Origin of the sequence: Edaphobacter sp. (assembly GCF_028283685.1) — a bacterium.
Lineage (GTDB): Bacteria > Acidobacteriota > Terriglobia > Terriglobales > Acidobacteriaceae > Edaphobacter.
Genome location: NZ_JAPWKF010000007.1, coordinates 963,770 through 985,823, shown reverse-complemented (window position 1 = coordinate 985,823; position 22,054 = coordinate 963,770). Strand labels below are relative to the sequence as shown.

Sequence of the window (22,054 nt, the reverse complement as noted above, 5' to 3'; positions counted from 1 at the left end):
GGGCTTTTCTGCGAGAGATTGGTGGGTGCTGGTGGCAAGTTTTTTTCAAATTTCCACGGAAAATTCAACTTTCTGTGGCATGCACCGCTTTTTCGCTGTAAATTGAAACTCATCACGGAGCTGATTCGTCAGAATCTGTGAACCCCCTTTCAAGTAGATTCTGCGCGGGCCGTGACGCTCCGCAGGGCAAGTTCGAAGACGATCTCTGCCGTCAGCGCACGACTTCCTGTCGATGCGTCGTCGCGTACCTATATCCAAAAAACTAATCAGGCGCCTCGATAAGCGCGTGTCCGGAGGAAGCATTATGAGCTCATTCAGCACAGGTGTATCGCGTAGGAACTTCATGCGGATTCTCGGAGCAGCTTCTGCTGCTGCCACGTCGTACCCGGCACTGGCCGCCATTCAGCAGGGCGCAGCGGCTGCTCCGGTACAGGGCCCCGGACGCAAGGCATTCGGTGCCGATATGGGCGATATGCGCCACCTGAACGCCGACACCGTCATCATCAGCTCGAATGAGAATCCTCTGGGACCGGCGCAGTCGGCGCTGGGCGCGATTGCGACGACGGCACCGCTGGGCGGCCGTTACCACATGGAAGAGACGATGCAGACCGTGCAGGTGCTGTATGACCAGTTCAACCTGAAGAAGGGTTACATTGCCCTGACGCCCGGTTCGGGCGGCCCGCTGGATCTGGCGCTGATGTCGAACATCGGTCCGGATAAGCCCCTGGTGTACGCCGACCCCAGTTACGAGCAGGGACCGCGCGCTGCGGACACGATGAAGGCTCCGAAGTTCCCGGTGCCGCTGACGGCGACCTACGCGCACGATGTTCGCGCGATGCTGAAGGCGCATCCGTCGCCTGGCGCGTACTACATCGTGAACCCGAACAACCCGACCGGCACGATGACGCCGCGTGAGGACATCCTCTGGCTGCTGCAGAACAAGCCTGCCGGTTCGGTGGTTATCGTCGACGAGGCCTACTTCCACTTCTCCGATCACGAGTCGGTGCTGGACCAGGTTGCGGCGGACAAGGACATCATCGTTCTGCGCACGTTCTCGAAGATCTACGGCATGGCCGGCCTGCGCGCGGGTTACGCTGCCGGCCGTCCCGACCTGCTGGCGAAGTTCAACACGGTTGCCGCTCCGGCGCGCAGCCTGGCGAGCATCTCCATCACCAGCTCGGCTGCAGCTCGCGCCAGCCTGCTGGACAAGGACCTGGTGTCGCTGCGCCGTAAGATCAACTCCGATGTGCGTGCTGAGACGCTGGAGTTCCTGACGAAGAAGGGCTACAAGATCGTCCCCGGCTCGCAGGCGAACATGTTCATGGTCGATGTGAAGCGTCCGGGACGCGCGTTCCAGATGCAGATGATGAAGGAGAACGTCGCTATCGGCCGTACCTGGGCCGCGATGCCGAACTACGTTCGCGTCACCGTCGGCACCAAGGACGAGATGGCGAAGTTCGAGACCGCCTTCGTGAAGTGCATGGACCAGGCACCGGGAACGGTGAACGGTGCGGAGCTGCACCTGCCGGAGCACTATGTTCCTTCCGAGCTTCACCGGGCCTGATTCTGGTCCATTCTTAGGAAGCCCCGGACCTCCGCCCGGGGCTTCTCCTTTTTAAGGCGGATTTGCCGGAGACGGGCGTGGAGGACGGCCATTCGGGGGCGCGAACGCGGTAAACTTTGATTCATTATGGAACGGTTGGGATGTGGAACGGCGCTGGTGACTCCTTTCAGGAGCGACCTGAGTGTCGATGAGAGTGCGCTGCGATCGCTGGTGGAGTGGCAGATCGCCAGCGGCATCAACTTTTTGGTTCCCTGCGGCACGACGGGTGAAGCGGCGACGCTGACGGAGCAGGAGTGGCTGCGGGTGGTCTCGATTGTGGTTGAGGCGGCAGCGGGCAGGGTTCCGGTCTTTGGTGGGGCGACCAGCAACGCGACGCTCGACGCGGTGGAGAAGGCCAGGAAGCTGGCCGCAGTGAAGGGCATCACAGGCGTTCTGACCGCCAACCCGTATTACAACAAGCCGGGGCAGGAGGGTCAGTATGAGCACTTTCGCGCGATCGCCGAGTCGGTGGAGTGCAAGGTGCTGCTGTACAACATTCCCGGACGGACGGGTGTGAACCTGGAGCCGGCGACGGCGCTGCGGCTGGCCGAGATTCCGAACATTGTGGGGATTAAGGAATCGAGCGGCAATATCGCGCAGATTACGGAGATCCTGACGCAGGCACCGCAGGGGTTTCAGGTGCTGGCGGGTGACGATTCGATGGCGCTGCCGGTGATCGCACTGGGTGGAGCGGGCCTGGTCTCGGTGGCGTCGAATGCGATTCCGGTGGAGATGTCGGCGATGGCGCGCGCGGCGATGGATGGCGACTGGGCGACGGCGCGCAGTGTGAACAAGCGCTACTTCCGGCTAATGCAGGCGCACTTCTGGGAGCCGAGCCCGGCCCCGGTGAAGGCCGTGATGCATCTGCTGGGCCGTCTGCCGGAAGAGAATCTGCGGCTGCCGATGACGCCGGTGACGGATGCGACGCGCAAGCGGCTTGAGTTGCTGGCCAGCCAGCTTGGTTTGTTGGAGCCTGCTGTCGCCGGTGCGGGCAGCAGCCGGGCCTCGTAAGGCAACAAGAAGCCTCGTAAGACAACAAGAATCAGGGAACAGGGAAAAGAGACGACGTGAGTTTGAACGAAACACTGGAGCAGAGGATTGAGCACTGGTTCGGCCAGGGCGCAGAGGCGATCGGCAACAAGGAAGCGGAGGCGGCGTTCTTCGAGCTGCGTGGAGCGCTGGAGGCAGGTACGCTGCGTTCGGCGGAGCCGGATGCCTCGCAGTCGCTGGGCTGGCGCGTGAATGCATGGGTGAAGCGCGGCATCCTGCTGGGCTTCCGCCTGGGGCAGATGGTCGAGATGGGCTGCAAGGACGGCTTCGGCTTTGTCGACAAGGACACCTATCCGGCGCGCCGCTTCAAGACGGCGGACGGTGTGCGTGTGGTTCCGGGCGGTTCGAGTGTGCGCAGTGGAGCCTATCTGTCGAAGGGTGTCGTCGTGATGCCTCCGGCATATGTGAACGTCGGCGCGTATGTCGATGAGGGAACGATGGTTGATTCGCATGCGCTGGTGGGCAGCTGCGCGCAGATTGGCAAGCGCGTGCATCTGAGCGCGGCGGCGCAGATCGGCGGCGTTCTGGAGCCGGTCAATGCCACGCCGGTGATTATCGAGGACGATGCGCTGGTGGGCGGCAATACGGGCGTCTACGAGGGAACGATCGTGCGCAAGCGCGCTGTGCTGGCTGCGGGAACGGTATTGACCCGTGGCACGCCGGTCTTCGACCTGGTGAAGGGCGAGGTCTATCGCGCGACGGCCGAGTCGCCGCTGATCATTCCCGAGGGCGCGGTGGTGGTGCCGGGTTCGCGGCAGGTGACCAGGGGCAAGGGCGCGGAGTGGGGCCTGAGCATCGCGGCGCCGGTGATTGTGAAGTATCGCGATGAGAAGACGGATCTTTCGCTGGCGCTTGAGGATCTGCTGCGCTAGGCGAAGGGACGGATGGCCTGGGGGGCCGATCATCGTGTGGTTGCGGTGGTCGGCCCACGGTTTTTATAGCGAAGGGAGCGGCAGTTCGGACGGTAGGGCAAACGTCCGAGTGCTAGACTTAAGCATTCATGGCACAAGATAAGTTGAAGCTGATTCCGCTGGGCGGGCTGGGCGAGTTCGGAATGAACTGCATGGTTCTCCGCTGGCAGGATGACATACTCGTCATCGACGCCGGACTGATGTTTCCTGAAGAAGAGCTGTTGGGAGTCGACATCGTCGTTCCGGATATCAGCTATCTGACAGAAAATCGCGACAAGGTGCGCGGCATTGTGCTGACGCACGGCCATGAGGATCACATCGGCGGACTGCCGTGGATCCTTTCCGAGCTGAACGTGCCGGTGTACGGCACGGAGTTCACGCTGGCCTACGTCGAGGGCAAGCTCGAAGAACATCGCCTGCTGGACGACGCCGATCTGCAGGAGATTATTCCTGGGCATCGTGTGACGATCGGGCCATTTTCGATCATGCCGATCCGGGTGACCCACTCGCTGGTGGACTGCGTGGCCCTGGCCATCCATACGCCGGTGGGTGTGGTGCTGCATACGGGCGACTTCAAGGTGGACCTGTCGCCGCCGGACGGAAAGCCCTTCGATCTGCACGCGTTTGCGGAGCTGGGCAAGCAGGGTGTGCTGTGCCTGCTGCAGGATTCGACGAACGTGGATCGTCGCGGGTACACGCCGAGCGAGAAGGCTGTTCGTCCGCGGCTGGGTGAGATCTTCGCGCAGACGGAGAAGAAGCTGTTCTTCAGCTGCTTCTCGTCGTCGATTCATCGCATTAAGCTGGCGATGGAGCTTGCGGCGGAGAACGGCCGCAAGGTGGCCATCATCGGCCGCTCGCTGGATAACTCGACCGAGATCGCGCAGGACCTGGGCTATCTCGATCCGGCTCCGGGGCTGATTATCAATCCGGGACAGATCAAGGACTTTGCCGACGACAAGCTGTGCATCATGATCACCGGCACGCAGGGCGAGCCGATGAGCGCGCTGAGCCGTGCGGCGGTGAACAATCACAAGCATGCGAAGATCGAGGCCGGCGATACCGTGCTGATGAGCTCGCGCGTGATTCCCGGCAACGAGAAGTCGATCTACCGGGTGATCGATCACCTGGAGCGGCGCGATGCGAAGGTGATCTACGACGATGGCGCTTCGGGGCTGATCCACGTCAGTGGTCACGGCAGCCAGGAAGAGCTGCGGCTGATGATCAACCTGGTGAGGCCGAAGTTCTTCATCCCGGTTCATGGCGACTATCGCCATCTGAAGCGGCATGCGGAGCTGGCGTCTTCGCTGGGAGTGATCGAGAAGGCGGTGTTGCTGGAGGACGGCGACGTCCTGGAGCTGGATCGCAACTCGGCCTCGAAGACGGGCAAGGTGACGGTGGGCCGTGTGTGCATCGACTCGGGCGGCGCGGCTTCGGATGTGGTCGAAGATCTGGTGATCCGCGATCGCAGGCACCTGAGCGAAGACGGCATTCTGCTGCCGATCATCGCGATTAACAAGATGACGGGAAAGATCGAGGCGGCGCCGGAGATTGTGATGCGCGGCCTGGCTATCTCCGAGGACGTTGTGATCGCCGAGGCGCGGCAGGTGGTGCAGCGGACCCTGGACGGCTCGTCGGGCGAAGAGCGCGGCGACTATGGCGTGATCAAGGAGAAGATCCGCACCGACCTGAAGCGGTTCATCCAGAAGAGCACCAGCCGCAGGCCGCTGATCATGCCCGTGGTGCTGGAGATCTGATCGCTTTCCTGTGAGATCGACAAGGGGCGTCTGCTAATGCAGGCGCCCTTTGTTTTTGGGGCGGCAGAGGTATCGCGGCGGGTACTTCTAAACGGTTCTGCAGGAGGAGGTTGACGTAAGATTGACAAGAAAAAGGGTAAAACCCGAAGAAAAGCCCAGAACACCAGAAGTTATTGTCCGTGAAGTTCTTACAACAAAGAGAGCGTGGTCCTACGTATGCCGGGATTTCTCCACCACAGCAGAGTGTTCCTGATTGCGATTCTGGCAGGCTCCATTGCTGTCGACTCCGGTGCGCAGCAGCCGGCACCGTCAGAGCCACAGACGGAGCAGACGACGACGGTTGCGTCGCCGGAACGTGTACCGCCTCCGCCGACGGCGATCGGCCGCAAAAAGATCGGCCTGGTGCTGGAGGGCGGCGGCGCGCTTGGGCTTGCCCACATTGGCGTTATTCGCTGGATGGAGCAGCACCATATCCCGGTGGACTATGTCGCCGGAACCAGCATGGGAGGCCTGGTGGGAGGGCTCTACGCCTCGGGCATGAGTCCGGATGAGATCGATCAATTTGTGGAGCGCGTCGACTGGGACCGCGTGTTGAGCGGCCAGGTGCCGTTTTCGGCGTTGAGCTATCGGCGTAAAGAGGACAAGCTGGCCTTCCCTAACCGCATGGAGTTCGGTCTGAAGAAGGGCCTCAGCCTTCCGGGCGGGTTGAACTCGGGCGCGGCGGTGAACCTGCTGTTCGATTCGACGATGCTGCCGTACTGGGATCTGCACACCTTTGACGACCTTCCGATTCCGTTCCGCTGCGTGGCGACGGAGTTGAACACGGGACAGGCGCATGTCTTCGAGGACGGGCCTCTGCCGCGTGCGCTGCGTTCGACGATGTCGATTCCGGGTGTCTTTTCTCCGGTGCGCGTGGGGAACGATCTTTACTCCGATGGCGCCGCGGTCGATAACCTGCCGGTGGACGTCGCGAAGTCGATGGGCGCGCAGGTGATCATCTCGTCGTACCTGAATACGGGACCGCCCGCGGCTAACTCGATGAGTTCGCCGATTGGGATTGCGGGCAGGAATGTCTCGATCATGGTGGCGGCCAACGAGGTGAACAGCCTTAAGAACTCGGATGTCGTCGTGTCGTCCGATGTCAGCAAGTTCGGCGCGCTGGAGTTTTCGAAGAGCAACGACATTATTCCGGTAGGCGAAAAGGCTGCCGACCTGCAGGCCGCGGCACTGGAGAAGTATGCGCTGAACGACCATGACTGGGCCGTCTACCTGGCGCAGCGACAGGCGCGTCGCAGGAAGCTGATTCCGATACCCCAGTTTGTCGAGGTGTCCGGTCTTCACGGCTCGCAGCAGAAAGATGTGGACTCGAAGTTCGAGAAGTATGTCGGCAAGCCGGTGGATACGGTGCAGATCGAGAAGAGCATCGCCGACCTGCAGGGCACGTGGCTCTACTCGACGATCAACTACAACATCGTCGATCGCAAAGGAAAGCCGGGCTTGCTGATTCGGCCGCTGACGAAGGACTACGGTCCACCGTTCATGAACTTCGGCCTGACGATTCTGACGAACGACTCCAATGACGTTCAGCTTGGCGTGGGTTTTCGCGCGACGTTCTTCAACCTGGTGGGTCCAGGATCGGAGGTTCGGCTGGACGGCAACGTGGGCCAGCCCGCAGGCGGCCGCGCTGAACTCTTCAAACCGCTGTGGCCGGGGGCGCATCTGTTTGCGGCACCGCATATCTACGCCGCGCACCAGACCACACCGTACTTTCAGGGAAGCTCCCAGCTCGACGAGTTCAAGGAGCGGCGCAATGGTATTGGCCTCGACCTGGGCTATCTGTTCAACTCTCGTACGGAGCTGCGCGTTGGAGAGGATGTGCAGTGGTTCAGCGAGACGCAGACCATCGGCACGCCATCGGGCTCTGAGTTCAGCATCGTGCCGTATGTCACCAAGGTGCGGTTCCAGTACCTTGGGCAGGACGACATGATGGTACCCACCAAGGGGACTGTGATGTTGACGACCTACAACTACTACACGGCGCGGCCGTTCAACCAGCCTGGAGGCTACTCGCAGCTGACGGGAAAGATGGAGCACTTCTTCAAGCTGGATGCGAAGGCCAATGTCTTTGCGACGCTGCAGGGAGGCACCAGCTTCAACACCGGCAATCTGGGCCTGGCGGGACTCGCGGCGGGCGGTCCGCTGCAGCTCTCGGCCTATGCGAAGAACGAGCTTCTTGGGACGGATTACTTCATCGCACAGGGTGGCTACTACCGCAAGATGCTGCAACTGAACCCGGTGATCGCCGACGGTGTCTACCTGGGCGCAAGCTACGAGATTGGAAAGATGTTCGGCGGCAATGCAGAGACGCCCTCACTGCCGAATGACGTGACCGGGTTCGTCGTGGTGAAGACGCTGCTGGGACCGGTCTTTGCCGGTGTGAGCATCGGCGACAGCGATCACCGGAAGTGGTACTTCGGGCTGGGGCGTGTCTTCTAGAGCAGTGGAGCTGGCGCAGTTATGATGATTGCGGAGACCTCCATGAGCCAATTTGTCACCTTTGATGAGATACGCGCGGCGCAACGGCGCATCGCCGATACTGCGGTGCGGACACCGCTGTATCGGCTGGAGCGGGCGCGGCTGAAGGCCGCCGGTTTCAGCGAGCCTGCGTTCGATGTGTATCTGAAGGCAGAGAACGAGCAGCCGATCGGCAGCTTCAAACTGCGCGGCGCGTTCAACATGGTGGCGCAGCTTTCGGCGGAGGAACTAAGCCGGGGCGTCATCACGTATTCGAGCGGCAATCACGCGCAGGGCGTGGCCTATGCGGCGCGTGCTCTGGGAGCGAAGGCCGTGATCGTGATGCCGTCGAACGCTCCCGAGGTGAAGAAGGCGGCTACGCGTGCTCTGGGGGCGGAGATCGTCGAGGTGGGCCCGGCGTCGTCGGAACGGCGGATCAAGGCGGAGGAGCTGGTGGCTGAACATGGCTACGCGATGATTCCGCCGTATGACGCGCCGGAGATTATCGCCGGGCAGGCGACGTGCGGTCTGGAGATCGTCGAGCAGCTTCCGGATGTAGACCTGGTGATTGCGCCGGTGAGCGGCGGCGGTTTGTTGAGCGGCGTTGCGACGGCGGTGAAGCTGGCGGCGGAGAACGGTCTCGCGAATTCCGGAGTGAAGGTGTGGGGTGCGGAGCCGGGGCTGGCCGCCGATGCGAAAGAGAGCTTCGAGACGAAGACGCTGGTGGAGTGGCCCGCGGAGAAGACGACGCGCACCATCGGCGATGGTCTGAGGACGCAGAGCCTGGGGGAGTTGAACTTCGCGCATGTGCTCAAGTTTGTCGATGGCATTGTGGCGGTGAGTGAAGAGGAGATCTACGCCGCGCTGCGCGTGATTCTTGCGGCGACGAATCTTGTGGCTGAGCCGAGCGGCGCGGTTTCGCTGGCGGCGGCGCTGTTTCATGCCCATGAACTGCCGAAGGCGAGCAAGGTGGCGGTGGTGCTGAGCGGCGGCAACCTGGAGCCGGCGTTACGCGAGCGGCTGGCGGCAGAGCTGGCGGCAACGCGGACCGTATAAACGGTGTTGCTCTCGCGTAGGATGGACGGCGCGTCTAATATGGCGACTATGCGAGTGAGCGTTTGGCGATGGATGGTTGTGGGCGCGGCGATGATGTCGTGCTCGCTGGCGTGGGGACAGAAGAAGGATAAGTCCGGGTACGATCGTGCGGCGCGCGCGGTGATCCTGCATGATGCGGTGGTGTATGTGGCATCGGATTCGGATTCGCAGCGCGTCTCGCTGGTGACGCCGGGGCACGAGGTGGTGGTGGTGGAACGCAGCGCACCGTGGGTGAAGGTCTTCGCCAACACGGACGTTGAGGACGATCAGGAGGACAAGCCTGAGTTTGGGGAAGAGGAAGCTCCGACACCGGCTTCAGGCTGGATTCGCGACAAGGGCGTGGTGTCTCCCTCGACGCCGAACGGCGATGTGATTCTGTATGGCGCCGCGGCTAACCTGGAGGATGCTGCGACGAAGCCGAATGCGCCGAAGGGCGCAGCGATGGCGGCGCATCTGTTGTATCGGCGCGTGTGGGAGTACTTTCCGCAGTCGCCGCTGGCTGCAGAGGCGGCGTGGCGCTCGGCGGATATTCGCTGGCAGCTGGCGAAGTTCGATATCAGCTCGCTGCCCTCGGCGAAAGAACAGGATGCGATGCTGCGGCCGACGATCTTCGAAGGCGATATGAAGAAGGTCATCAAGAATTATCCGCAGACGAAGTACGCGGCGATGGCTGCGTACCGGATGCTGGATAACAAGGTGTGCGGCGACTGGCAGGGGCTGCCGAAGTGTCCGGAGATGGAGGCGCGGCTGTACCAGAAGTACGCCGATCAATACTCCGACGGGCCGCGCGCAGCCGAGGCGCTGTACAACGCCATCTATCGCGAGGGTGTTGTGGTGACGATGTATACGGTCGAAGACGACAAGAAGAAGGCTGATGCCGCGGCAACGCAGGTGCAGGCCCTGGCAGAGCAGCTGAAGGCGAAATATCGTGACTCTGACTTCGCGGCTCGCGGTGTGAGCATTGCGTTCAAGGTGCAGCAGGGTGTGCCGATCTATGGAAACGACCGTGACTAAAGGGGGAACGACTGCAACGGATGGGCGCACGCTGACGATTCGCGGCATCACGATGGACGATGCTGTGGAGGTCGCAGCCCTGAGCTGTCAGCTGGGCTACGAGTCGACCGCGGAAGACCTGAGGCGGCGGCTGGAGGAGATACTGCCGCTCAAGGACGATCATGGCATCTTTATAGCCAGCCTTGGGGATGAGGTTGTGGGCTGGGGCGAGAGCGAGATCATGCGCCATCTGCAGTCGGATGCGCATGCGCTGATTACCGGGCTGGTGGTCAAAGACGGCATTCGTTCGATGGGAGTGGGGAGCCGTCTTTGCGAGGCGATCGAGTCGTGGGTCAAAGGACGTGGCGTGGCGGTGATTCGTGTGACGTCACGCTCGATCCGGGAGCGGGCGCACCGGTTTTATCTGCGTGAAGGGTACACGGAGATCAAGATCTCGAAGGTGTTCGAAAAGTCACTGTGAATCTTCACGGGGACTTAAGCCTGACCATGTAGCATTGAATCTATGCCGATTGTGAAAGTCATTATTCTGGCCATTGTGCAGGGGCTTGCGGAGCTTCTGCCGGTGTCGAGTTCAGCCCATGTCGTTGTCGCCGAAAAGCTTCTGGGGCTGGACCCAACGTCGCCGCAGATGACGCTGCTGCTGGTGATGCTGCATACAGGCACCATGTTTGCCGTCATCGTCTACTTCTGGAAGCAGTGGATGAAGACGTTCTTTTCGAGCGCCGATGCGTTCAAGCGTTTTGCCATCCGTGCCGTCTGGGCGACGCTGCTGACGGGAGTGATCGGCGAGATCATCATCAAGGCGATTGAGAAGACCGCCTTCAAGGGAATGCCCAAGGCAGAGATCGAGCTGCTGTTCGGCAGGCTGGACCTGATTGCACCGGCGTTGCTGGCTGCCGGCATCCTGATCATCATCGCCGGGCTGCGCGAGAAGAACGGGCCGCCTCCGGCGCAGGTCTTCGGCAACAGCGTGACGATGCGCCAGGCGGGATGGATTGGCGCGGTGCAGGGACTTTGCATGCCGTTTCGCGGCTTCTCGCGCTCAGGCGCCACGATTTCCTCGGGTATGCTGGCGGGCGCGAGCAAGGACCGGGCGGAGCGCTTCAGCTTTGCGCTGGCCGTGATCCTGACGCCGCCGGTGGTGGCGCGTGAGGCGATGCGGCTGCTGAAGGCCTCACACGAGGCAGCGGCTGCGGGCGTGCCGATCGATCTGAGCGGCAGCGTTCTGACGAGCCTGCTGGGCGCGGTGTTTGCGTTCTTTGCTGGACTGGTGGCGCTGCGGTGGCTGAGCTCGTGGCTGGAAGAGGGCCGCTGGTACCTGTTTGGCGTGTACTGCGTGGTGGCCTCAGGGGTGGTGTTCTACCTGTATCATCTCGGCTACTAGTTTTTACGTGAATGACGAAAGCGGCCCGCGAGTGCATCGCGGGCCGCTTTGTTTTGCCTGCCTGTGGGTTTAGGCGAACTGCTTGAGATCCATGCCGAGCTTGTACTCTTCCTTGTCGGCCTCGATCTCCTTCCAGGTGACGGTGCGGCCCAGCTCGGCGGACTTGCGGCCCATGATGCAGCTGCGGGCGGTTTCGACGCCGGCGACGATCTGGTTGTGGAACTTGCCGCTGGTGATGCTCTCGACGAAGCCCTTGTCCTTCATCGGATCGGCCTGGGCGAGGTTGTCGTCGAAGGAGCCGTTGGCGGAGAACTGGGTCTGGCTGGTGTTCTCGCTGCCTGCCCAGGCCCAGGGCTTGTCGCCGACGATGCGCAGAGCCCCGCTATAGGGAGCGTCGGCGTGGCCTTCGCTGCCGAAGAAGTGTTCGGAGACGTCGAAGAAGTTGTTTTTGTTGAACTGGGTTGAGGTGAAGCTGAACTGAACGTCGTTCGGGTAGGTGAAGATGACCTCGTAGTTATCCGAGGTGTCGCCGTCGAACTTGACGACCTTGCGGCTGGCCTTGGCATAGGCGCTGACCGGATGTGCGTCTGCATGACCCAGTTGCAGACGTCGATGACGTGGATGTTCTGCTCCAGCAGCATGTCGCCGGAGAGGTTGCGGTAGTGCAGCCAGTTGCGCAGGCGGAACTCGTCCTTGGACTTGAAGGTTCCTTCGTGCGAGACGGCGGGCGGCGCGTTGTAGTAGGCGGCGATCTGCGCCATCTGGCCGATCTGGCCGTCGTGGATGCGGCGGACAAGCTCGACGAACGGCGGGGCGGAGCGGATCTGGAAGCCGACGGCCATGCTGACCTTGCCGTCGTGCTTTTTGCCGATCTCGAGCGCGCGGCGGGTTTGCGGAATGTCGACGCCGACGGGCTTTTCGCAGTAGGCGTGCTTCTTTGCGGAGACGATGGCGTCGAGGTGCTCGACGTGGAAGAAGGGCGGCGTGGAGATCTGCACGGCGTCGACCTCTTTGCACTCGGCGATCGCCTTGTAGGCCTCGGGGCCGTGGAAGAGGCGCTTCGGGTCGATGGGTGAGAGGTTGAGCGAGGCGTTGATGGCGTCGAAACGCTGCCTGCCCTTCTCCAGCTGGTCGGGGAAGATGTCGGCGAGAGCCGTGATCTCGACGCCTGCGTTCTTTGCGAATGAGGTGGCGACGGCGCTGCCGCGGTTGCCGCAACCGAGCAGGCCCCAGCGCACGCGCGAATTAGCGGCGTAGCCGAAGGCGGTCTCGGGTTTGACGAACATGAGGCCGACGGCACCGGCGGCTCCCTGCACAAATCTGCGACGATCCATCGTGGTCTTCTCCGTGGAGTGATGTTTGGTTGGTCTTCAGTATGGAAGTGCTAACTCTTGAGCTTGGCGAGGATGCGTTCGAGGTAGATCTTCTCCTGCCGCACGTCTTCGATCTGCTGCGGGCCGGAGGTCTCGCGCTCGATGGTGACGGCTCCCTTGTAGCCGACGGCGTGCAGCTCGGTGAGGACCTTGGTGAAGTCGACCTCGCCTTTTCCGATGACGACCTCTTCGCCGAGTTCCATCGGGTTGGTCGGCCATTTGCCGTCCTTGGCGTGCATGGCGCGGATGTGCGGCCCGAGGATCTTCACGGCGTCGACGGGATTGGCCTTGCCGTAGAGGATGAGGTTGGCGGTGTCGAGGCCGACGCCGAGCGAGGGCCGGTCGACGTCCTTGAGCACGCGGAGCATGGTGACGGGCGTCTCCTGGCCGGTCTCCATCAGGAAGCTCTGGCCGTTGGCGGCGCAGTACTCGGCGAGCTGGCGGATGGCGAGGACGGTCTCGTCGTAGAGCGGGTCGTGCGGATCTTCGGGGATGAAGCCGCAGTGGGTCTGGATCTTGTCGATGCCGAGCAGCTTGGCGAAGTCGGAGGTCTGCTTGAGCGCGTCGATGCGCGCGGCGCGGTAGGCGCGGGGCACGACGCCGATGGTGGAAGGGCCTTCGGTGAAGTTCCACTTGAGCGGAGGCGGCTGCACGACCTCGGCGGTGGTGGCGACGACCTGATGCTTGTCGAGCGCGTCCTGCATCTGCTTCGCGAGGTCGGGCGTGAACTTGCCGATGTAGGAATCAAGCGAGAGGAAGCAGGTGGGGATGCCCAGCTGCTTCACAACTGCGATTCGCTCTTCGACGTTAGGGTAGGGCTTGATCAGCAGACCCATGGCCATGGGTTTGTGGCGCGTGGAGGAGGGAGCGGGCGTCGCCGCGCGGGCCTTCTCCGTCTGCCCGAGTGCGAGCGCTGCTGCTGCCATTCCTGCAGAGGCAAGAAAGGTGCGGCGGTCCGTCCGAGACGAATGGTCAGAGTGCAAAGCAAGCCCTCCCATGAATTATTTCGGTCACCGTAGTTTTTGGTGCAATGACAGCATTAAACCACGGACCTCGCACGGCTGGCCGAAAGGGGTGCCGATCAGTCCTTCTGCCTGGCGGCGATCTCTTCGAGCTGGCGGCGCCAGTCGAGGTCCTCGACGAAGGAGGCAGAGCTGCGCCAGGACTCCTGCACCTTGACGAAGAGTTCGAGGAAGACGCGCGTGCCCACGAGCGATTCGATCTCTTTGCGTGCGGTGGTGCCGATCTTCTTGAGCATCTCGCCGCTCTTGCCGATGAGGATGGCCTTCTGTCCGGCGCGCTCGCAGAAGATAGCGGCAGAGATCTTTGTTAACGGCAGCTTGCCGTTGATCTTGCGCATGGAGGCAGGCTCTTCGTACTTTTCGATGACGACGGCGGTGGCGTAGGGGACCTCTTCGCCGGTGAGCAGAAGAATTTTCTCGCGGATGATCTCGGCGACGAGGAAGCGTTCGGGCTGGTCGGTGAGCTGGTGCTTGGGGAAGTAGCGCTGGCCTTCGCTGAGCTTGTGGAGGACCGTATCGAGCAGGAGCTCGAGGCCGTTCTTCTTCTTGGCCGAGATGGGGATGACGTCGGTGAAGTTGTGCTGGGCGCTCCAGTGCGAGATGAGCGGCAGCAGCTCGGCCTTGGACACGGCGTCGATCTTGTTGAGCACGAGCACGACGGGGCAGTTGAGCTTCTTGACGAAGGAGAGCGCGAACTGATCCTCGCTGGCGGAGAGCTTGCGCTTGGCGCCGCTGGGGGAGTTGTCTTCGGTCTCGCCGGTGCGGGGCAGGCGGTGCGTGACGTCGACGATGAAGAGGACGAGGTCGCGCGATTCGAGCGCGTCCTGCACCTCCTGCATCATGCGGCGGTCGAGCTGCGAGGTGGGCTTGTGGATGCCGGGGGTATCGACCAGTATGACCTGGCCGGAGGGGCGGCCGGGATCGGTCTTTGTCTTCTTGCGCAGCGGCACTTCGAGCACGCCCTGGATGCGGGTGCGCGTGGTCTGCGGCTTGTGGGTGACGATGGCGAGCTTCTGGCCGAGCAGGGCATTAAGCAGCGTGGACTTACCCGCGTTGGGGCGGCCAATGATGGAGACGAAACCGGAACGAAAAGCCATGGATCTTCTATTATGCTCCGTCAGGCGAGTATTATGCGCCGTTATGCAGGCTTTGCGCGGGGATCATTTGTTCTCGGCGGCGGGTGGCGCAAGCTCCTGGAGCATCTCCGGACGGATGGTCTGCTTGGCTTTGGCGAGGCCAAGCAGCGTGGGATAGAACTGCACGAAGGTGGTGTCGACGATGCCGTGCTGCTGATGGCAGGTGTAGCAGGAGGCTGTGCGCGGAAGGGGCTTGCCGGTGGAGGGATTGTCGAAGTCGTAGAAGGTCCAGCCGTCCTTTGCGCTGTCCTTGACGTGAACTTCGAGGCCGGTAATGCCGGCTGACTGGGTATGGCCGCGTTTGTTGATGGAGGCGGCGCCCTCGGCTCCGCGAATCTCGAGGATGAGCACGGTCTTGTCGGGCCAGGTGCCGGTTTTGAGGAAGGCACGGTAGGAGCTGGGGTTCACGAAGACGTTGTCGAAGACGGAGTGCTCCGGGCTCTGGGTGGCGGAGTAGCTCATGTCGACGCCCGCTGTGAGGAAGATCCACTCTCGATAGTTCTCGGGCAACTTCAACTCGCCGGTGGCAGTGTAGGTGGGGCCGTCAGAGGGTGCGGCCGTGCTGGAGGCTGGTTGCGGCGATGGCGGTGACAGGAGCAATGGGAGCAGGAGCAACAGCGGACGGAGCATGAAGCCTCGCAGCGAGAGAAATGAGGTCGGTGTAGGGAAGTATACGGAGGATGTCAGGGTATGGTTCCGTACGGGCGAAAGGGCAGAGATGATCTACACTTCTGGCGTATGAGGCCTTCTTTCGTCATCGGAGCCGATCGGCTGCTCTCGGCATGGGGAGTGCGGTGAGGGGAAGGCGTCCGATGGCGGCGGCGATCTTCGCGTTGGCGTGTCTAGGGGCGCATGCGCAGGTGAAGTTTCGCTCGACGGAGATTCTCGGCGATGGTCGAGTGACTTTCCGTTACGAAGATGCGCATGCGGCGAAGGCCGAGCTTCTGCTTGAGAACCGCGCCGCTCCTCTTGCGATGCAGCGCGATGCGAGCGGTGTGTGGAGCGTGACGACGGAGCCATTGCCGCCGGAGATCTACGGCTACCGGTTTCGCATCGACGGCAGCCCGAAGACGAAGCACGATCCGCAGAACAACGAGCGGCGTTACGGTAACGACCTGCTGCTGGTGCCGGGGCATCCGCCGAAGCCGTGGGAGGAGAGCGGAGCGCCGCGCGGACGGGTGGAGAGCCACGGCTATACGACAAAGATCGTGAAGGGGCTGCCGGGCGACCAGAGCGAGTATGTGGTTTACACGCCGCCGGGGTATTCGGCGAAGGGCGCGCCGTATCCGGTGCTCTACCTGCTGCACTGCTGGGGCGACCGGCCGGATAGCTGGGATCGCTTTGGGCAGGCGAACGTCATCCTCGACAACCTGATCGCGCAGAAGAAGGCCCGGCCGATGGTGGTGGTGATGCCACTGGGCTATGGAGAGATGAGCTTCGCCGACAGCTATTTGTGGAGCGACCATACGGCGGTTGATCGCAACCTGAAGCTGTTCGAGCGGGCTTTGCTGGAAGAGGTGATGCCGCGGGTGGAGGCCGGGTACAACGTGCGGCACGATGCGGATGGACGGGCGATCATGGGGGCGTCGATGGGAGGACTGGAGAGCCTGGCCATCGGTCTGAATCATGGCGACCGTTTCGCCTGGGTCGGAGGCGAGAGCGCGGCGCTGCAGGGGCAGGATTTCGCCGGGCTGCTGACATCGTTCCGGCCCGAGGATGGGACGCGGCGGCTGATCTGGATGGTCTGGGGCCGGGATGACGATCTGGCAGAGAGCAACCGAAGGCTGGCGGCGTGGCTGCGGTCGCGTGATGCGGCGGTGCGTGCCGACCAGACGGAGGGGACGCACAGCTACATCGTCTGGCGCGAGGGGCTGGCGCAGTTTGTTTCGATGATTTTTTCAGGACACTGAGCGGTCACTGGGCGGCTGGGGAAAGGAACAGACCGTGGAGGGAAAGATGCCTCCTTTTCAACAATCTGCGCGAGACCCCGGATCGCGGGATAATGTTAGGGAAAGCGCATGGAATCCTTCTTCACACGGTTTAAAAATGTTCTGGTCCTGGTAACGGTGCTGCTCGTGCAGACGATCGGCCTTGCCATCCAGGTGCGGCGTCCCGTGGACTCCGGCGCCCCGGACAGCCCGAAGGTGAGGATGCTGCGTTCGTGGGTGATCGGAGTGGTGACGCCGTTCGAGCGCTTCTTTCACGGCATCGGCCACAATGTGCGCTACGGCTGGTCGGACTATATCGACCTGCGCAATACCCGTCAGCAGAATCACGATCTGCAGTCGGAGGTGGCGCGGCTGCGGCTGGAGCAGTCGGAGCTGGCCGAGGATGCCAGGCAGGGCCATCGGCTGCAGGCTCTCTTGAACTTTCAGCAGCATTATGTGACTTCGACGGTGGCGGCGCAGGTGATCGGAGCGAGCGGCACGGATCAGTCGCGGGTGCTGTATATCGACAAGGGATCGAACGACGGACTGAAGGTCGATCAGGCGGTGATTACGCCGGACGGCATCGTGGGCAAGCTGCGCGAGGTGCAGTCGAAGACGGCGCAGGTGCTGGTGATCAACGATCAGAGCTCGGGGGCAGGGGTGCTGCTGACGACGACGCGCATTCGTGCCATCCTGCGTGGGACTTCCAGTGGGAGAATCATCATCAACAACCTGACTCCGGACTCGCGGATCAAGCCGGGCGAGCAGGTGATTACTTCAGGCGGCGACCAGATCTATCCTCGCGGCCTGCCGGTTGGAACGATTGAGACCATTGCGCCGGACACGGAGCACCAGCCCTATACGATCATCCAGTTGAAGCCGGCGACGAATCTCTTTCAGCTGGAAGAGGTGTTGATTATCACGGGGAATCAGACCGCGCTTCCCGCGCTGGCGCAGAAGGACCTGGCCCAGGGACTGGCCACCGCCGAGCAGCGCGCTGCAGCAGCGAAGGCTGCTGCCGATGAGGCCGCGGCAGAGGCTGCGGCGCAATCGGCTGCCCAGATGGTGGGCGAGAAGCTGCCCAGCATTCACGAGGCGGAGACCGATCCAAATGCTCCCCCCGGCGGCACCCCGGCGCAGACCGATGCGGCGAAGCAGACTGGCGTGGTTCCGCGTCCGCGGCCGACGCAGCATCCGGACCGCTACACCTACGGAGCGACGCCGCCGGCATCGAGCCTGACGCCCGGTGCGGGACATCCCTCGGGTGAGGTGGCAGCGCCGCAGCAGCCCGCGCGCACCCCGAAGCCGCAGTCCGGCGCAGAGCCCCAGACGGAGAGCCCGAACAACTAACGACCATGCCGAGCCTCAGCTATACATCCCGACAGGAGATCGAGCAGCACAGCTTTTCCCCGGCCGTCACGCTGCTGGTGCCCATCGCCGCCATTGTGCTGCAGGTGCTGCTGAGCAAGCTGTACTGGCGATTCAGCATCATCGATCTGCCGCTGATCGTAGCGATCTTCTTTGCGGTCTCCCGCAGAAGCCCGTCTGCCGGCACGCTGACGGGCGCATTTATCGGCCTGGCGCAGGATGCGCTGACGGGACGCCCGATCGGGGTCAACGGCATGGCGAAGTCGGTGATCGGCTATATCGCTGCCAGCATCGGGGTGCAGGTGGATGTCGATAACCTGATCACCCGTGTGGGCATGAACTTCGGATTCTCGCTGCTGAACAGCCTGATCCTGTTCCTGATCAACCGGCGTCTGCTGGGGCAGGCGGAGGCGCATATCGGCTGGATCTATGAACTGATCCGTGCGGTGGCGAATACCGTGATCGCGATACCGATCTTCTTTCTGCTGGACCTGACCAAGCGGCCTGAGTAGAACGGGGGATAGCAACGTCTAACCGGTAGCCCTAGACTTGAGATAACGATGGAACTGACACCACAAGCCGAGCTGCAAAAGGCGGAAAAGCTGCCGGTCGGCAAGCTGCACGCCGTACAGTACGTCATTGCGGCGGTGCTGGTGGTGTTGAGCGTCGGCCTGTGGCGGCTGGAGGTCGTTGGCGCGGACAGCTTTCGCGCGCTGGCCGAGGCCAATCGTATCCGCAAGATCCCGGTGCTGGCTCCGCGGGGAAGGCTCTTCGATCGCGAAGGACGCCTGCTGGTGGACAACTATCCATCGGTCTCGTGCTTCATTCTGCGCGAGCAGGTGAAGGATATCGAGACGGACATGCCGCTGATCACGGCGGGCCTGCACATGACGCCGGACCAGGTGCGTGCGACGCTCAAGCGCTACCAGGCAAGCCCCAAGTTCCAGCCGATTCCGCTGAAGCAGGACATCACGCCGGATGAGCAGGCGTTCATCGAGGCGCACCGCAACGAGCTGCCGGAGCTGGAGACGCTCGAGGAGCAGCGCCGCCTGTATCCGAAGGACGGCTTTGCCGCTCACCTGATCGGCTACGTGGGCGAGATCTCGGAAGAGGACCTGAACAAGGAGAAGTATGCCTTCTACCAGCCGGGCGACGTGGTCGGGAAGTCCGGCGTGGAGGAGACCTATGACGCTCTGCTGCGCGGCGTGGACGGCAGCCGGGATGTCATCGTCAACTCGCACGGCAAGGAGATCGGCCACCTGGGGCAGACGCTGGCGCAGCCCGGCAAGGACCTGAAGCTGACGATCGATCTGGACATCCAGATGGCCGCCGAGCGGGCGATGGAAGGGAAGTCGGGCGCGGTCGTGGCGATGGACCCTCACACCGGGGAGATCCTGGCGCTGGTCTCGCGGCCTACCTTCGATCCGAACCAGTTTGCGGTGCGGCTGACCAGAAGCTACTGGAACGAGATTCTCACGAACCCCAACCATCCGCTGCTGAACAAGGCCATCCAGGCGCAGCTGGCTCCGGGTTCGACCTTCAAGATCATCATGTCGTATGCGGGGCTGCAGGAGGGGATCGCGCAGCTGATGCATGTGCCGTGTAACCATGGCGCGACCTTCTACGGCCACTACTTCTCCTGCGATCGCAACCATGGCATGGTGACGATCGATAACGCCATTCCGTACTCGTGCGACACCTTTTACTACACGCTGGCCGATCGCCTGGGGATCGACACGATCGCCCGGTATGCCAACTCCGTCGGCCTCGGGCAGAGGACCGGCATCGATCTTCCGGATGAGGCCGTGGGCAATGTGCCTTCCACCAAGTGGAAGATGAAGACCTTTCATGAGAAGTGGTATGCCGGAGAGACGATCTCGGTCGGCATCGGCCAGGGTGCCGTTACGGCGACCCCTATTCAGCTGGCTCGTGCGCTTTCGGGGATAGCCTCCGGCGGCGTGCTCCGGCGCCCCCATCTCGTCTCGTCCGATCAGATTCCGCCGGATCAGCTGGAAGCCATTCATGAGAGCTTTCCCGGTTCGGGCGAGAAGACGATTCCCCTGACGCCGGACAACTGGCAGATCATCACCGACGCCATGTATTCGGTGACGTCGTCGCCAATTGGAACGGCCTATGCGGCTCGTCTTGAAGGCATCGATTTTGCGGGTAAGACGGGGACGGCCGACATCGTCAGCGGACGCGACAAGAGCAGCAAGAACAAGGACACGATTCCCAATGCGTGGTTCGTCGGTATGACTCCACGGCGCAACCCAGACATTGTCGTGGCTGTTCTGTGGGAGCACGGCTACTGGGGCAACAACTCGGCCAAGCTCGCAGCCGGGATTATCGACACCTTTGTGGAGAAGCAGCGCAGCCGGGAGAACAATATCAAGATCGCGGAGAAGCCGATGGTCCCTGCGCCCGTTGCACCGGCTTCTCCGGACAAGCCTGTCGCCTCGTTGCCGCCGGAACGGCAGACGACCGCGCGGGTCACTCCGCCCGCCGCTACGCCGAAGACGGGAAATGTTCCGAACTGATCAATTGGCAGGCGGGGGGATTCTGCATGCGGAGCCCCCTGTGTGTCTTCTACACTGGTGCTGACGATGTTCCGTCTCTCACGTTATCGCGACTTCGACTGGGTGCTGCTGGGCTTTGTGCTGCTGCTGAGTGTTATCAGCGTGCTCGAGATCAAGTCGGCGACGATGCACACCAAGTTCCACGGCTTTGAGACCAAGCAGGTCGAGTTTCTCTGTGCCGGAATGTTCCTGATGTTCGTCATCTCGGCGATCGATTACCACGTGCTGCTGGATATTGCGCCGTGGGCGTACGGCTTCAGTCTCCTCTCGTTGATTGCTGTGAAGCTGGTGGGGCAGAAGGTGCTGGGTGCGCGGCGCTGGATCAACCTCGGCGGCGGTGTGCACTTTCAGCCGTCGGAGTGGGTGAAGCTGGTGCTGATTATCAGCGTGGCGCGCTACTTCTGGCAGCTGGGAAACCGCGAGCTGAGCTGGCGGGAGATCGGCAGGGCCTTCGCCCTGGTGTGCGTGCCGATGGGGCTGGTGCTGGTGCAGCCGGACATGGGCACCTCGCTGACCTATTTCCCGGTGCTGCTGTGCGGCCTGTTCCTGGGAGGCATCCGGTTCAAGCAGGCGGCTCTGCTGGTGGTGATCTTCACCGTGCTGATCGGCGGTATCTGGAAGAGCGGCAAGCTGTTGAAGCCGTATCAGAAGGCACGGCTGACCGCGTTTATCGACCCGGACGCCGATCCCAAGGGTGGTGGATACCAGATTCGCCAGTCGCTGATCGCGGTGGGTTCGGGCGGTATCTGGGGCAAGGGCGCGAACAAGGGGACGCAGACCCAGGGCGACTTCCTGCCGATTCCTTACACGGACTTTATCTTCGCGGCCTTCTGCGAAGAGCACGGATTTGTGGGCGCTCTGGGGGTTCTGCTGCTGTACTTCCTGATCCTGATGCGGCTGATTCAGAATGCGCAGACGGCGGCGGACCTGCCGGGGATGTACATCATTATGGGCGTGGTATCGGTGATCGTCTTCCAGATCGCCGTCAATATCGGTATGGTGGTGGGCCTGATGCCGGTGACGGGAATTCCGCTGCCGCTGATGAGCTATGGCGGATCGTCCATCCTGTTTTCGTTCCTGGCGCTGGGGATCGTGATGAACGTCCGGATGTCCCGGTTTGTGAATTAGGTTCCCGTAAGCGATGTGGTTCGGGGAAATTTCCTGTAATTTCTTTCCAGTGGCGGCTGTTGTGACATTAGTGCAATACTAGGTGCAGCACCTGACAAGAGGCTGTAGATGCCCACGTCAGTGTCTATCCCGCTCCTCCAGGCGAACTTCGCGGAGAGCGGCTAACAAGATTTGAACGAAAAGGCCGGCCAGGCGAGA

19 protein-coding genes are annotated in these 22,054 nt (G+C 62.2%); 14 read left to right on the top strand and 5 right to left on the bottom strand.

Features of this window, described 5'->3' with window-relative positions; all coding sequences use genetic code 11:
* The first annotated feature begins 304 nt into the window (after positions 1-304).
* The 9 genes from PW789_RS15000 (at position 305) to PW789_RS14960 (ending at position 11,325) form a co-directional block, all read left to right on the top strand.
* Entirely contained in the window at positions 305-1,564 is a 1,260-nt protein-coding gene (locus PW789_RS15000) for a pyridoxal phosphate-dependent aminotransferase (RefSeq protein WP_299377784.1), read from the top strand.
* Positions 1,565-1,690: 126 nt separating this feature from the next.
* On the top strand, positions 1,691-2,614 hold the full coding sequence (gene dapA, locus PW789_RS14995; RefSeq protein WP_299377781.1) for a 4-hydroxy-tetrahydrodipicolinate synthase: 924 nt from the start codon (positions 1,691-1,693) through the stop codon (positions 2,612-2,614).
* Between the two features lie 56 nt (positions 2,615-2,670).
* Complete coding sequence (locus PW789_RS14990; protein WP_299377778.1) at positions 2,671-3,525, top strand: 2,3,4,5-tetrahydropyridine-2,6-dicarboxylate N-succinyltransferase; 855 nt, start codon at positions 2,671-2,673, stop codon at positions 3,523-3,525.
* 128 nt (positions 3,526-3,653) lie between these two features.
* A complete protein-coding gene (locus PW789_RS14985; protein WP_299377776.1) occupies positions 3,654-5,318 on the top strand; it encodes a ribonuclease J in 1,665 nt (554 codons plus the stop codon).
* Positions 5,319-5,534: 216 nt separating this feature from the next.
* Positions 5,535-7,814 (top strand): patatin-like phospholipase family protein, encoded by a 2,280-nt coding sequence (locus PW789_RS14980; protein WP_299377774.1) that lies wholly within the window; start codon positions 5,535-5,537, stop codon positions 7,812-7,814.
* Positions 7,815-7,856: 42 nt separating this feature from the next.
* Complete coding sequence (locus PW789_RS14975) at positions 7,857-8,888, top strand: threonine/serine dehydratase (protein WP_299377771.1); 1,032 nt, start codon at positions 7,857-7,859, stop codon at positions 8,886-8,888.
* A gap of 54 nt (positions 8,889-8,942) precedes the next feature.
* A complete protein-coding gene (locus PW789_RS14970; RefSeq protein WP_299377768.1) occupies positions 8,943-9,941 on the top strand; it encodes a hypothetical protein in 999 nt (332 codons plus the stop codon).
* Complete coding sequence (locus PW789_RS14965; protein ID WP_299377765.1) at positions 9,934-10,401, top strand: GNAT family N-acetyltransferase; 468 nt, start codon at positions 9,934-9,936, stop codon at positions 10,399-10,401. The genes PW789_RS14970 and PW789_RS14965 overlap by 8 nt, the downstream gene beginning before the upstream one ends.
* Before the next feature lie 42 nt (positions 10,402-10,443).
* A complete protein-coding gene (locus PW789_RS14960) occupies positions 10,444-11,325 on the top strand; it encodes an undecaprenyl-diphosphate phosphatase (RefSeq protein WP_299377763.1) in 882 nt (293 codons plus the stop codon).
* Between the two features lie 69 nt (positions 11,326-11,394).
* Here PW789_RS14960 and PW789_RS14955 read toward each other — a convergent pair whose 3' ends face one another.
* From PW789_RS14955 to PW789_RS14935, 5 genes are all read right to left on the bottom strand, one after another.
* Positions 11,395-11,589: a hypothetical protein gene (locus PW789_RS14955; protein WP_299377761.1), complete on the bottom strand. Its 195-nt coding sequence runs from the start codon at positions 11,587-11,589 to the stop codon at positions 11,395-11,397.
* On the bottom strand, positions 11,586-12,659 hold the full coding sequence (locus tag PW789_RS14950) for a Gfo/Idh/MocA family oxidoreductase (protein ID WP_299377759.1): 1,074 nt from the start codon (positions 12,657-12,659) through the stop codon (positions 11,586-11,588). Before PW789_RS14950 ends, PW789_RS14955 begins: the two co-directional genes overlap by 4 nt.
* Before the next feature lie 50 nt (positions 12,660-12,709).
* The gene (locus tag PW789_RS14945; protein WP_299377757.1) at positions 12,710-13,624 is read right to left on the bottom strand and encodes a sugar phosphate isomerase/epimerase; all 915 of its coding nucleotides are present in this window, start codon (positions 13,622-13,624) and stop codon (positions 12,710-12,712) included.
* Positions 13,625-13,779: 155 nt separating this feature from the next.
* Positions 13,780-14,817 carry a GTPase Era gene (gene era / locus PW789_RS14940; protein WP_299377755.1) on the bottom strand — a complete coding sequence of 346 codons (1,038 nt, stop codon included), beginning with the start codon at positions 14,815-14,817 and terminating at the stop codon, positions 13,780-13,782.
* A 63-nt stretch (positions 14,818-14,880) separates the two neighbouring features.
* Positions 14,881-15,486: a cytochrome P460 family protein gene (locus PW789_RS14935; RefSeq protein ID WP_299377753.1), complete on the bottom strand. Its 606-nt coding sequence runs from the start codon at positions 15,484-15,486 to the stop codon at positions 14,881-14,883.
* 164 nt (positions 15,487-15,650) lie between these two features.
* On the opposite strand from PW789_RS14935, the gene PW789_RS14930 reads away from it, so the two are divergent.
* The 5 genes from PW789_RS14930 to rodA all read left to right on the top strand — a co-directional run bounded on the left by PW789_RS14930 (position 15,651) and on the right by rodA (position 21,856).
* The gene (locus PW789_RS14930; RefSeq protein ID WP_299377751.1) at positions 15,651-16,766 is read left to right on the top strand and encodes an esterase; all 1,116 of its coding nucleotides are present in this window, start codon (positions 15,651-15,653) and stop codon (positions 16,764-16,766) included.
* A gap of 108 nt (positions 16,767-16,874) precedes the next feature.
* A complete protein-coding gene (gene mreC, locus PW789_RS14925) occupies positions 16,875-18,134 on the top strand; it encodes a rod shape-determining protein MreC (protein WP_299377749.1) in 1,260 nt (419 codons plus the stop codon).
* Positions 18,135-18,139: 5 nt separating this feature from the next.
* Positions 18,140-18,664 (top strand): rod shape-determining protein MreD, encoded by a 525-nt coding sequence (mreD, locus tag PW789_RS14920; protein WP_299377747.1) that lies wholly within the window; start codon positions 18,140-18,142, stop codon positions 18,662-18,664.
* A gap of 48 nt (positions 18,665-18,712) precedes the next feature.
* Entirely contained in the window at positions 18,713-20,689 is a 1,977-nt protein-coding gene (gene mrdA / locus PW789_RS14915) for a penicillin-binding protein 2 (RefSeq protein WP_299377745.1), read from the top strand.
* A gap of 66 nt (positions 20,690-20,755) precedes the next feature.
* Positions 20,756-21,856 carry a rod shape-determining protein RodA gene (rodA, locus tag PW789_RS14910; protein WP_299377902.1) on the top strand — a complete coding sequence of 367 codons (1,101 nt, stop codon included), beginning with the start codon at positions 20,756-20,758 and terminating at the stop codon, positions 21,854-21,856.
* The last annotated feature ends 198 nt before the right edge of the window (positions 21,857-22,054 follow it).